At 37.1% G+C, this 12,468-nt stretch carries 10 protein-coding genes and 2 pseudogenes; 1 reads left to right on the forward strand and 11 read right to left on the reverse strand.

The genetic code is table 11. From position 1 onward, the window contains the following. Positions 1–6 precede the first annotated feature (6 nt). The 4 genes and pseudogenes from lpxD to CDG55_RS08920 all read right to left on the reverse strand — a co-directional run. The gene (gene lpxD / locus CDG55_RS08905; RefSeq protein ID WP_087537066.1) at positions 7–1,077 is read right to left on the reverse strand and encodes a UDP-3-O-(3-hydroxymyristoyl)glucosamine N-acyltransferase; all 1,071 of its coding nucleotides are present in this window, start codon (positions 1,075–1,077) and stop codon (positions 7–9) included. 3 nt (positions 1,078–1,080) lie between these two features. Next, positions 1,081–1,581: an OmpH family outer membrane protein gene (locus tag CDG55_RS08910; protein WP_087537065.1), complete on the reverse strand. Its 501-nt coding sequence runs from the start codon at positions 1,579–1,581 to the stop codon at positions 1,081–1,083. 40 nt (positions 1,582–1,621) lie between these two features. Continuing rightward, positions 1,622–4,135: an outer membrane protein assembly factor BamA gene (gene bamA, locus CDG55_RS08915; RefSeq protein WP_087537064.1), complete on the reverse strand. Its 2,514-nt coding sequence runs from the start codon at positions 4,133–4,135 to the stop codon at positions 1,622–1,624. Positions 4,136–4,170: 35 nt separating this feature from the next. Further along, positions 4,171–4,362 (reverse strand): annotated as a pseudogene (locus CDG55_RS08920) (site-2 protease family protein); the annotation flags it as partial. A 46-nt stretch (positions 4,363–4,408) separates the two neighbouring features. Here CDG55_RS08920 and CDG55_RS08925 point away from each other — a divergent pair. Then, positions 4,409–5,437: a transposase gene (locus CDG55_RS08925; RefSeq protein ID WP_080632264.1), complete on the forward strand. Its 1,029-nt coding sequence runs from the start codon at positions 4,409–4,411 to the stop codon at positions 5,435–5,437. 16 nt (positions 5,438–5,453) lie between these two features. On the opposite strand, the pseudogene rseP reads toward CDG55_RS08925, so the two are convergent. The 7 genes and pseudogenes from rseP to rimO form a co-directional block, all read right to left on the reverse strand. After that, positions 5,454–6,632 (reverse strand): annotated as a pseudogene (gene rseP / locus CDG55_RS08930) (RIP metalloprotease RseP); the annotation flags it as partial. 5 nt (positions 6,633–6,637) lie between these two features. Then, positions 6,638–7,834 carry a 1-deoxy-D-xylulose-5-phosphate reductoisomerase gene (gene ispC, locus CDG55_RS08935; protein WP_087536136.1) on the reverse strand — a complete coding sequence of 399 codons (1,197 nt, stop codon included), beginning with the start codon at positions 7,832–7,834 and terminating at the stop codon, positions 6,638–6,640. Then, positions 7,835–8,662, reverse strand: a complete 828-nt coding sequence (locus CDG55_RS08940; RefSeq protein ID WP_087536137.1) for a phosphatidate cytidylyltransferase — start codon at positions 8,660–8,662, stop codon at positions 7,835–7,837. It lies immediately after the preceding gene. 2 nt (positions 8,663–8,664) lie between these two features. After that, positions 8,665–9,414, reverse strand: a complete 750-nt coding sequence (gene uppS / locus CDG55_RS08945; RefSeq protein ID WP_087536138.1) for a polyprenyl diphosphate synthase — start codon at positions 9,412–9,414, stop codon at positions 8,665–8,667. A gap of 5 nt (positions 9,415–9,419) precedes the next feature. Next, on the reverse strand, positions 9,420–9,974 hold the full coding sequence (frr, locus tag CDG55_RS08950; protein ID WP_004915629.1) for a ribosome recycling factor: 555 nt from the start codon (positions 9,972–9,974) through the stop codon (positions 9,420–9,422). A 77-nt stretch (positions 9,975–10,051) separates the two neighbouring features. Beyond that, positions 10,052–10,780: a UMP kinase gene (gene pyrH, locus CDG55_RS08955; protein WP_004662027.1), complete on the reverse strand. Its 729-nt coding sequence runs from the start codon at positions 10,778–10,780 to the stop codon at positions 10,052–10,054. A 51-nt stretch (positions 10,781–10,831) separates the two neighbouring features. Beyond that, on the reverse strand, positions 10,832–12,175 hold the full coding sequence (gene rimO, locus CDG55_RS08960; RefSeq protein ID WP_005216040.1) for a 30S ribosomal protein S12 methylthiotransferase RimO: 1,344 nt from the start codon (positions 12,173–12,175) through the stop codon (positions 10,832–10,834). Between the last annotated feature and the right edge of the window lie 293 nt (positions 12,176–12,468).

Consider the following 12,468-nt stretch of genomic DNA (forward strand, 5'->3'; position numbering starts at 1 on the left):
AATAAATTATTTACGTAACTTAAAGGTTGATTCAAGGGACTCTAATTGAGCTTGCATATGATCAAGCCTTTTAGTGATTTGGGTCAATGGCACATCTGCTAATTGTCTAAGGCGTACAACAGTTCTTTTCCAGTGACTATTTTCAAATAGTCCAATTCCCGAAGAAAAGGTTCCCGCTTCAGAAATACTTTTTGTGACCATTGACATTCCAGTAAGCGTCACATTATTCGCAATATTTAAATGCCCTGCAACTGCACTGCCACCACCAATAATACAGTTTTTGCCAATTCGGACACTTCCAGCGATTGCCGTATTTGCAGCGATGGCTGTATGTTGATCAATTTGAACATTGTGAGCAATTTGCACAAGGTTATCAATAATGACGCCATCTGCTAAAATTGTGTCATCTAATGCGCCACGATCAATACTACAATTTGAACCAATACGGACATCATTTCCGATTCTTACCGAACCGAGTTGAGCAATACGGTGCCATTTTCCTTGATAAGGTGCAAAACCAAAACCTTCTGATCCAATCACCGTATTCGCATGAATACGAACCCGATCTTTTAACTTTGCACCGCCAGTAATCGTGACATGCGCATCAATGAAACAGTCGTTACCAATTTCAACATCATCATCAATAAAAGCATGTGCTTGGATAATTGTATTATGTCCAATAACACAATGCTCACCAATGACAGCATAGTGTCCTATATAAGCATTATCAGCCACGATCGCAGAAGGATGAATTTGAGCAGTACTTTCGATACCTCTTTGAGAAACTTTCTTCTCAAATAAATGTGTAAGAGTTGCAAAAGCGAGATAAGGATTTTCTACAACGATAAAATTTTGCTTCGATGATAATTGTTGTTTTAATGCAGTTGTCACAATATAAACACCTGCTTCGCTTGCTTCAGCTTGTGCTAAATATTTTTCACCATTTACAAAACAAATGTGATGATTTTGTGCCTGTTCCAAACTAGACAAATTAGAAATTTTAAAATCTTTATCACCAAAAAGCTCACCTTTTACAAGATGAGCTATTTCTTCTAAACGATAAATACGTCTATTCATTGATTATTTCAGTGCGTTAACCTTTTGGATCATTTTATCAGTTAAATCATACTGAGCGTCAGAGGCAATTGTTGAATTTTTATTCAAAATAAGATCTAAATTATTTTCTTTTCTTAATTGCTCAGCGACTTGCTTCACTTTTCCTTCAAATGCAGTGTTCATTGACTGTAATGTAGACTGTACTTTAGTCTGTAAACCCTGTTGAGTTGTATTGAACTCATTTAACTTAGCTTGATACTGCGCAGTCATTTTTTGAATATCTGCTTGATTCATCTTAGGACCATCAGTTTGCGCTTTTTGCTGCATAGTTTCCAATTCTTTACCTAATTGCTCTAATCGTGTCGATGTTGGTTTAACTGATTGGCCAAGAGCAGCATTTTGTTGTTTAAGATATGTGCTACTTTCAACTACGCGAGCTAGATCAACAACACCTATACCAGCAGCATTCGTCATAGCAGAAACCGTTAAACCTAAGCCTAACATCAACATCGTTAATTTTTTCATTATTTCGTCCTTTTATATTTTAAGAGCTTAAAGGCCGTACTTAGAAAGTACGACCAATTTCGAATTGAATAGATTTGGTATTATCACCACTCTTATCATTAAGTGGATAAGCATAACTTAATGATAATGGACCAATCATCGTAATCCATGTGAAACCTGCACCAACACTATAACGCATATTGCCAAAATCGAACTTGTAGTTATCATTACAATATTGTTTGATATCAACAGTACTAGCACCTACTAATATATTACCTTTTGGTACATTACATTGCGTATCGAATACCTGAGCACCCTCGGCAAAAAGTACAGGTCGAACTTGACGTGTCCAATCTCCTTTGAATGGTAAAGGAAGCGCCAATTCTGTTCCAAATTGAACTAGTGCGTTACCACCCACTTCCTCTTTTGATAAGTCATCTTTACCCATTTCCTGGAAAATAACACTTGGATATTTAGGACCTAATGAACTGTTATCATAGCCACGGACTGATCCATAACCACCCGCATAGAAGTTTTTATAGAATGGTAGGTCATTACCATAACCTAATTTACCATAACCTCTAAGCACAAAACCCATAGGTAATGATTTGAATGCCTGAGCATCATAAGTCATTTTTTGATAGTCAACATCACTACCTGGAAGGCCTACTTCTAGACCAACACGGTGCGACATACCTGACGTCGGGAAAAGTGGTCTGTTCAAGGTGTTATAAGACCAACCTAAATTCAAAGTATAAGTTAGGAAACTACCCTCGAAAGCACTATTATAAGTAATCTCACCACCTGGTTTACATTTACCTGTATAGTTACCATCTAAATCTTTATCTAATTGGTCTTCAGGACAATAAGTGCTCTGTGCAGTTGCTTTACCACCATTCGCCAATAAATAATCACGAATATAAGTAGATACACTTGGACCTGTTCTTACTTTAGTTTGATCGATACCTAAAGACGCACTAATACTCTGATTTTCATCAATTGGGTATCCGAAACTTAAACTACCACCGACACTATCAGTAACATAGTTATTAACATTATAGTTCTCACTTAACTTCGTTTTTCGATAATAAACGTTATAACCACGACTCACGCCATCAATAGTAAAATATGGGTCCGTCACACTTAAGTTATAATAGTCTTGTGTTTCAGAACGAGATAAATCAATCGCAACACGGTTTCCAGTACCCATAAAGTTGGTTTGGCTTAAACCTGCTTGGAAAGTAATACCACCATTTTGAGAATAACCAACCGCAAGTGTCGTTGTACCAGAGTGTTGCTCTTCGACATTAATATTTAAATCAACTTGGTCTGGTGAATTAGGTACACGAACAGGTTTTACATCAACAGTTTTAAAGAAACCTGTACGTTCCAGACGCACTTTGGATAAGTCAATTTTTTCATTACTTGCTAAAGCACCTTCCATTTGGCGCATTTCACGACGTAATACTTCATCAGCTGTTTTACTATTTCCAGTAAAGTTAATACGACGAACAGTGACTTGCTGACCAGGGTTAATATAATAATTGAGATTCACAATCCCTGTTTGATTATTAATTTCAGGTACAACATTCACTTCTGCATAGTAATAACCTGCATTACCATATTTGCGAAGTAGCAACTGCTTAACGGCATTTACTTTTTCTTGTGAATAAGTTTCACCATCTTTATATAATTTTAGTGCTTTTAATTCTTCAGGTTTATAGAGTGCATCGCCTAAGAATTTGGTTTCACCAAACTTAAATTGACTACCTTCATCAACTGAAACCTCAATAAAGATGTGCTTTTTATCTTCGCTAATGTTGAGTTGTGAATTGATAATATTAAAGTTGATATAACCTTTATTCAGATATAGAGCTCGTAACGCTTCTAAACTTGCTGCCATTTTTTCACGTGCATAGCGATCATTACGTGTAACAATAGAAGCCCAACCGCTTTCTTTAACTGCAAAAGCTTGCTTAATATCACTATCACTAAATACAGTATTACCAATGATATTAATATCAAATACTTTTGCAGCAGTACCTTCATTAAAATTAAGCTTGAGCTCAACACGGTTATTTGGTCTAGCAACAGTATCAATCGTTACATCTGCATCATAACGACCTTGCTGAGTATATTGTTGTTCAAGCTCAGTCTCAATAATCTGTAATGCAGATTTCTTGAACACTTCGCCTTCAGCAATACCCATCTTTTTTAAGCCCTGTTCTAAGGCTTCTTTAGGGATAAGTTTATTGCCTTTGAATTCCAATTTTGAAATGATTGGACGCTCTACAACTTTAAACACTAATACGTCTTTTTCTTTATAAGCTTTAATGTCATCAAATAAACCTGAAGCATATAAACTACGGATCGCCTCAGCAATCATTGGATCACTTACTCTATCGCCACTATTTATTGGTAACATAGAATAGATACTTGCAGGTGTTAAACGCACGAGGCCATCAATTCGTATATCTTGTGCAAGAAACTCATCTGCTGCGTATGCTTGTTGTACCACTGCCATCGCACTAACCAGTGCCAAAGGCATTAATAAATGTGTGTGACGCATGCCCATATATTTTCCAGTAAGTTAAATTCCGTTTGCGTTTTTTATAAACGCATGAAGTCGTTAAATAAAGCCAAAAGCATCATGCTACCGAGCAGTACCATACCAACTTTTAGACCAAACATCTGTATTTGTTCAGAAACAGGTTTACCACGTATTGCTTCAATAAAGTAATAAACTAAATGACCGCCATCAAGCATCGGAATTGGTAATAAATTTAAAATTCTAGGACTTACGCATTGACGGATTCAAAAAAGTACTAAAATACTTTATAAAGTATCTGTGATCAGACGAATTAAACATGCTTCTACAGCAACTTGTACTCTACCCATTTATATGGGCTTTCTCATGACAGAACCGAACTCTATTAGCTGCACACAACTTGCCGAGACTTATAATATCTCGCATGATAGTGTAAATCGCTTTCTAGAGCGTGAAGATTACACACCTCACGACCTATATCAAGAATCAATTCAACATATTGATAATAACAAACTTATAGTCAGTATTGATGATACTGTTTTAGATAAACCATATAGTCAACATATGGACTTAGTTAGCTATTTTTGGTCAGGCAAACACCACCGATCCGTCAAGGGTATTAATCTGATTACCTTGTATGCGACAGATCAAAATGGTCAAAATATTCCAATTAATTTCCGAATTTATGACAAATCTGAAAGTAAAACCAAGAATGATTACTTTATGGATATGTTAAGTGAAGTACTCAGTTGGGGTGCAAAGATTCAATTTATTACAGGTGATAGTTGGTATTCATCGACTGGAAATCTAAAAACCATAAGAAAATATGGTATTCGATTTATGTTTGGTATCGACTGTAACCGTAAGGTTTCCCCAGAAAAAGGACAATGGTTTCAACTGCGTTTATTGCCAGATTTCCATCAGGGTCAAGTAGTCTGGCTCAAAGATTTTGGCTTTGTACAATTATTTAAGACTCAGTTAAAAGAACAGCAGAGGTTTTATATTGTGCATCAAGATGAAGATGATTTATTGTCCTTTGAGGGATTTCATGAATTACATTCAAGTCATTGGAAAATAGAGCAATATCACCGGGTGATTAAACAGGTTTGTCATATTGAAAAGTTTCAAGTAAGACGATCTAAACTGATTTTGAATCATATTTTTTCAGCCTTGATGGCCTACGTTGAGATACAAAAGAACCATTTTGAGCGGATCTTTGAAAATATATATCGTTGGCAGAAGAAATTATTTAGACCAATGATCAAAAACTTCATTGATGACTTTATTCTCGATAAAAATCATCTGCTACCACAGAGAATCTATAAATAATAGTGCGTAAGTCCTAAATTCCTAAACTAACACTCATCAATGCCATAAAAGAAATAAAGGTTTGCCACCCCATTTCAGCACTCTGTCCTGCAACTTTAGCAATCGTAATAGGACCTGATAAGTTATCCAATCCAATCAGTCCACGTACCATTTTAGTAATCGAACTAAAAATCATACCTGACAATTGTGTTGTTTTTTCAACAGCAACCCCGAAAGCTTCTACAGGTGAATACTGAATGGTTTGTTTATATTCATTCGGAATTGTGATTTTACCTGCATCACTTTTTACTCCAAGAACACCACTCATATTACCCATATTGTCACGTTGGCCTTGAGGCATCACTTGTAAATGAACCAGTTTGCCTTGACGTAGCACATCAATATTTAAGAGTTTTTCAGGTGAATTTTGTACAACATCAACGACATCAAACCAATCTTTCATTGCAACGTTATTAATCGCAACAATTTTATCTCCGACTTTCATACCTTGACGTATTGCAGCGCCATCAGTACTCAGTTCTTTTACGATTGCTGGAATCACAGGACGATAAGGTAAAAACCCTAACTCATCCAAAGGCGATTGGCTCTGATCTTTTAGAAAATCTTTAATCGGTAAGCTAAACTGTTTTTCAGTTCCAGTACGCTCAACAACAATTGAAACCTGACCTGTCTCTCCAACACGATTGACTAAAGCATAGTTTAATTTTTCCCATGTTGTTGTCGTTTGACCATCAACCATGACTACTTTATCGCCAACATGTAAATTGACTTGAGCAGCAGGTGTATTTGGTACAATCTTACCAATACGTGTATTTAATTGTTCCTGAGCTGGTAAAAACAAAATCCAAAACAATAAAACAGCAAAAATAAGATTAATCAGCGGTCCAGCAGCAACAATTGCAATACGTTTCCAAGGTGACTGACGATTAAACGCATAAGGTAAATCTTGCTCAGCAACATTACCTTCACGCTCATCTAACATTTTGACATAACCACCAAGCGGCAATGCAGAAAGCTGGTATTGTATACCTGATTTTTTCGATTGCCATTTAAGCAAAGTGGGTCCAAAGCCAATAGAATAGACTAAAACTTTAACACCTAATTTACGTGCGACCCAATAATGACCAAACTCATGAATCGCGATCAGTGGGCCTAATAATAAAATCGCCGCAACAATCATAAATAGTGCGCTCATACGATTTAACCCCCTATACCCACGATGTACTTCTCTGCATTACCTCTTGCGATCATATCAGTCTGCAAAATGATGTCTATGCTTTCTGCTTTAGCATTTTGTACAGCTTGTAAAGTATGCTCGACCACTTGCGTAATTTCAGTGAATCGAATCTGCCGATTTAAAAATGCAGCGACCGCGATTTCATTGGCAGCATTCAAAATTGTAGGCGCCAACCCACCCTCACGCATTGCTTGACGAGCTAAATCTAAAGCTGGAAACTTAATATTATCAGGTGCCTGAAAATTTAATTGAGCTGTTTCAAACAGATTTAAAGCAGGAACATCCGTCTTTAATCGTTGCGGCCAAGCCAACGCATGTGCAATTGGAGTACACATGTCAGGATTTCCCATTTGTGCCAAAGTTGAACCATCCACATATTGCACCATGGAATGAATAATACTCTGTGGATGAACAACAACTGTAACAAAATGTTCTGATATTGAAAACAAATGACACGCTTCGATCAATTCCAAACCTTTATTCATTAAAGTCGCTGAATCTACCGAAATTTTTTGCCCCATCGACCAATTTGGATGCTTACAAGCCTGTTGAGGCGTTACATCATGTAATTGTTCTAAAGAATGATTAAGAAATGGACCACCAGAAGCTGTTAATAAAACCTGAGACACTCCAAGTTGTGGCTCACCTGTTCTCTCAATCTGTAAATAATTGTGTGGTAATGACTGAAAGATCGCATTATGCTCTGAATCGACAGGAAGCAATAAAGCATTATGATCACGTGCTGCCTGCATCATGATGTCACCTGACATCACTAAGGCTTCTTTGTTTGCAAGTAACACTCGTTTTCCTGCTTTGACTGCGGCAAGTGTTGGTAATAAACCAGCAGCACCGACAATTGCAGCCATCACAATATCAACTTCATCGTGTTCAGCAATTGCTATCAAACCCGCTTCATCTGTTAAAATTTCAATATTTTTTAGGTTTTCTTGATTTAAACGTTGCTCTAGTTCTAAAGCTTTTATTTTCGGAACAACCACTATTTTAGGGCTGTATTTTTTACATATTTCTACCAGTTCATCTAAACGACTATATGCAGAAACCGCATAAACAGAGTATTGGTCTGGGTGTCGTGCCAATACTTTTAAGGTACTTTGCCCAATAGAGCCCGTCACACCCAATATACAAACAGCCTGTGTCATTTATAGATCTACACCAATAAGTTTTACCAATACATACATACCAGTTGCAAAAATAGGCGATGCCGCAAGAAGTGAATCAATTCGATCTAATACTCCACCATGCCCAGGAAGTACACGACCTGAGTCTTTAATGCCTGCACGACGTTTGATCATTGACTCAAACAAGTCACCTAATACTGATGCAAAAACGGTAATAATAGAAAGAATCAGGAATAAGATAAGCTGTATTACAGTTAAGTCTAAATAGAAATGTTGTACAACCAACATAATCACAACTGTTGTTGCAATACCACCATACAATCCCTCAACCGATTTATTTGGGCTTACTGAAGGAGCAAGTTTTCTTTTACCCAATTTACGACCAACAAAATATGCACCACTATCTGCCCCCCAAACCAACAAGAACAAATACATCAGCCACCAAGGTGAGCTATGCCAAACCGCATAAAGCGCAGTCACTGCTGCAGAAATTAGAATAAAACCAATTGCATATAATGATACATTGTACCAATTATCTGATTCTGGAAAGTTTTTAACCCAGTAAATACTACCTAGCCACGTAAGAATAGATGCTGCCCATAACAACAATGCAACATCATCAAAAAATAATGCGAGTGTTGAAACCGATGCTACACATATACCATATATCCAAGCCTTAGGTTTTGAAACAATAGCTTCTTTATGAGGCATAAGCTTAAACCACTCATAGCCTGCAACCCCAGCTGCTAAAATCATAAGCACAAACATTGGATAATGTGATTGCGTCGCAAACATGCAACTTAAAACAACAGCAACTAACACCAATGCGGTAATAATCCGCTCTAACATTATTAATTCTCTATTTTCGCTTGTTGAATTTGTTCAGATGTTTTACCAAAACGTCTTTCTCGCCCTGAAAATACATCAAAAGCGTGGTCTAATTCTTTTACTGTAAACTCAGGCCATAATGTATCTGTAAAATACAATTCAGCATATGCCGCTTGCCAAAGTAAGAAGTTAGATAAACGATAATCTCCACCTGTACGTATTAATAAATCTACGGCAGGTAAGTCATTTAGACTGACATATTTATCAAATAAATCAACATTTATATGATTTGTTTGAACTTTTCCAGCAAGAACATCTTGAGCGATACACTTGGCTGCATGCGCCATATCCCACATTCCGCCATAACTGATTGCAATCGTTAAAGTCATAGAATTGAAAGATGCCGTTTTTTGTTCTGCATATAACATTAAATCTTTTAATTCATTTGATAATTTAGAACGATCACCAATGAAACGTAATGCTATATTGAATTTTTCCATTCGAGGTAGTTGTTCATGAATTGTGTCTTCTAACAATTTCATTAACAAATCAACTTCGAACTGAGGTCTATTCCAATTTTCACTTGAAAATGCAAAAACAGTTAAAGCTTGAACACCCACTCTTTTACAATGTTCAACGATCGGATCAAGGACATTCTTACCTTCTCGATGCCCATCACCTTTTTGCAATTTATTTTTTTTTGCAAAACGATTGTTGCCATCCATAATGATGGCAACATGTTTTGGAAGAAGCGGTTCTTCTTGTAAGGTCATAAAAATTAGACCTTCATTAATTCTGCTTCTTTTGCAGCTAGACGTTTATCTACTTCTGCAACATATTTATCTGTGATCTTTTGAATATCTTCACCAGCACGGCGTTCATCATCTTCAGAAATTTCTTTTTCTTTCAATAATGCTTTGATATCACCTAAAACATCACGACGAATGTTTCGAATAGCAACTTTTGCATTTTCAGCTTCATTACGAGCAACTTTTTGCATGTCACGACGAGTTTCTTCAGTCAACGCAGGTAAAGGTACACGAATTGAATCAGCTGTAATTGGGTTTAAACCCAAATCACTTTCACGAATTGCTTTATCAATTGCAGAAACCATTGTACGCTCAAATGGCTGAACAATAAGCGTACGAGAATCTTCAACACCTACGTTAGCAACTTGATTCAAAGGAACGTCAGAACCATAGTAAGGAACCATCACACCATTTAAAATTGATGGGTGCGCACGTCCAGTACGAACTTTAGCAAAACCTTGCTCTAAAGAATCAAGTGTTTTCTGCATGCGCTGTTCGCTATCTTTTTTGAGATCGTTAATCATATGATCTTCCTTACTTATTCATTAGGTATTACAAAATATTTAGACATTAGTATAAAGCGCTTTATGGCTCACGTACATTAATTCGTAACGTGAGTACCCTCTTTTTCACCCATAACAACAGAAAGTAAAGCACCCGATTTATTCATATCGAATACTTGTAATGGGACATTATGATCACGGCATAAGCAAATTGCTGTAAGATCCATTACACCCAACTTTTCATCAAGTACTTGATCGAAAGTTAAATTATCATACTTAACTGCATCATCATATTTACTTGGATCTTTATTATAAACACCATCAACTTTAGTTGCTTTTAAGATGAGGTTTGCTTCAATTTCAATACCACGTAAGCAAGCAGCTGTATCTGTGGTAAAGAATGGATTACCTGTACCCGCAACAAATACACAAACTTCACCTTGGCTTAGGTGGCGAATTGCATCACGACTTGAGTAAGATTCAACAACCGTGCCAATTGGAAGTGCAGACATTAAACGTGTTTTAATATTACGGCGCACTAATGCATCACGCATTGCCAAACCATTCATTACAGTTGCCAACATCCCCATTTGGTCACCTGTTACGCGACCTACAAGCCCATCTTTTTGCAACTGACTACCACGGTATAAGTTACCACCACCCACAACAATACCAACCTGCACACCCAAACCAACCAAGTGAGCAATCGAAAGCGACATTTGATCAAGGACTTGGGCATCAATACCCATATCTTTATTACCCGCTAAAGCCTCACCAGAAAGCTTTAACAAAATACGTGCATAACGTGGATTTTTAGAAGCTGACATACCTTTACTCCAAACCGAACAATCTCAAAATTTCTTCAATTTAATTCAATATCAAGCAGATTTAATCTGAATCAACTTAGCAAATAAATCATATTCATCTGCATCCGTGATTTCGACTTCGAGCAAATCACCCGCTTTAATCACACTCTTATCAATATCTTCAACAAATACGTTGCCATCGATTTCAGGTGCATCTGCATATGAACGCGCAACAGCAACTGGAAATTCTTCTTCCAAGCTATCAACCAATACCGTCATCGTCTGACCAATACGTTTTTGTAGTTTTGCAGCAGAAATTGCTTGCTGAACTTCCATGAAACGCTCATAACGATCTTGCTTGATCTCTTCTGGCACATGATCAGGAAGATCATTCGCTGTTGCACCCTCTACTGGCGAATAAGTAAAACAGCCCACGCGATCTAATTGAGCTTCTTTTAACCATTCTAATAGAATTTGGAAATCTTCTTCAGTTTCACCAGGGAAACCCACAACAAAAGTTGAGCGAATCACCAATTCAGGGCATTTTTCACGCCACAATTTCAGACGCTCTAATGTATTTTCGCTATGGGCTGGTCGCTTCATCAATTTTAAAATGCGCGGACTGGCATGCTGAAAAGGAATATCTAAATATGGCAGGATTTTCCCTTGTGCCATTAGGTCAATAACTGCATCGACATGTGGGTACGGATAAACATAATGTAAACGCACCCAAATACCAAGCTGACCAAGTGCTTCACACATATCATAGAACTTAGTTTTTACAGGCTGACCATTCCAAAAATCTAATTTGTATTTTGTGTCCACGCCATAAGCTGAAGTGTCTTGAGAAATAACCAATACTTCTTTTACACCAGCACGTTTTAATGCTGCTGCTTCATCTAACACACTACCCACAGGACGAGAAACTAAATCACCACGCATACTTGGAATAATGCAGAATGTACAACGGTGATTACACCCTTCTGATATTTTCAAATAAGCGTAGTGTTTAGGTGTCAAACGCACACCTTGCTCAGGGACTAAATCAATAAAAGGATTGTGTTTTGGCGGTGCAGGTACATACTCATGTACTGCTTCCATTACATCCTGATATGCTGCTGCACCTGTTACTTTAAGTACATTTGGGTGCATTTGGCGAATTTTATCTTCATCTTTACCTAAGCAACCAGTAACAATCACACGACCGTTTTCGCTCATGGCTTCGCCAATGGCATCTAAAGACTCTTGCACTGCAGATTCAATAAAACCACAGGTGTTAACAACAACCAAATCTGCACCGTCGTAATCTGATGCAACTTGATAACCTTCAGTCTTTAACTGAGTTAAAATTCGTTCAGAATCTACCAATGCCTTAGGACAACCTAAAGATACAAAACCGACTTTGGGGGTCTTCATGAATCTGCGCTCCACTTGAATCGGCGTATTGTATGACTTTTCTTTGCTGCCGCATAGCTACAAAGCCATCTCTTTATGTAATGCACCAAAATACAACCAAAATTTTAAACAAACCCTAACAACGCACCATTTTAAAGCATGATAAAATATTGAAATAACTCAATCTATGTGAAAAATACAGCATAAACTCATTATTTATCGATTAAGTTATTGAAAATTAGCTAATACGAAGTTGGCTTGCATTTTGCATTAAATACATTTCAGAAGTTAATGGCTATTCATCTACATTGATA

It is taken from the genome of Acinetobacter sp. WCHA45, assembly GCF_002165255.2.
GTDB lineage: Bacteria > Pseudomonadota > Gammaproteobacteria > Pseudomonadales > Moraxellaceae > Acinetobacter.

What these genes read in the sequence shown, in the direction of transcription:
- lpxD (WP_087537066.1), bottom strand. Translation starts at nt 1,077, where the DNA reads ATGAATAGACGTATTTATCGTTTAGAAGAAATAGCTCATCTTGTAAAA.
- CDG55_RS08910 (WP_087537065.1), bottom strand. Translation starts at nt 1,581, where the DNA reads ATGAAAAAATTAACGATGTTGATGTTAGGCTTAGGTTTAACGGTTTCT.
- bamA (WP_087537064.1), bottom strand. Translation starts at nt 4,135, where the DNA reads ATGGGCATGCGTCACACACATTTATTAATGCCTTTGGCACTGGTTAGT.
- ispC (WP_087536136.1), bottom strand. Translation starts at nt 7,834, where the DNA reads ATGACACAGGCTGTTTGTATATTGGGTGTGACGGGCTCTATTGGGCAA.
- CDG55_RS08940 (WP_087536137.1), bottom strand. Translation starts at nt 8,662, where the DNA reads ATGTTAGAGCGGATTATTACCGCATTGGTGTTAGTTGCTGTTGTTTTA.
- uppS (WP_087536138.1), bottom strand. Translation starts at nt 9,414, where the DNA reads ATGACCTTACAAGAAGAACCGCTTCTTCCAAAACATGTTGCCATCATT.
- frr (WP_004915629.1), bottom strand. Translation starts at nt 9,974, where the DNA reads ATGATTAACGATCTCAAAAAAGATAGCGAACAGCGCATGCAGAAAACA.
- pyrH (WP_004662027.1), bottom strand. Translation starts at nt 10,780, where the DNA reads ATGTCAGCTTCTAAAAATCCACGTTATGCACGTATTTTGTTAAAGCTT.
- rimO (WP_005216040.1), bottom strand. Translation starts at nt 12,175, where the DNA reads ATGAAGACCCCCAAAGTCGGTTTTGTATCTTTAGGTTGTCCTAAGGCA.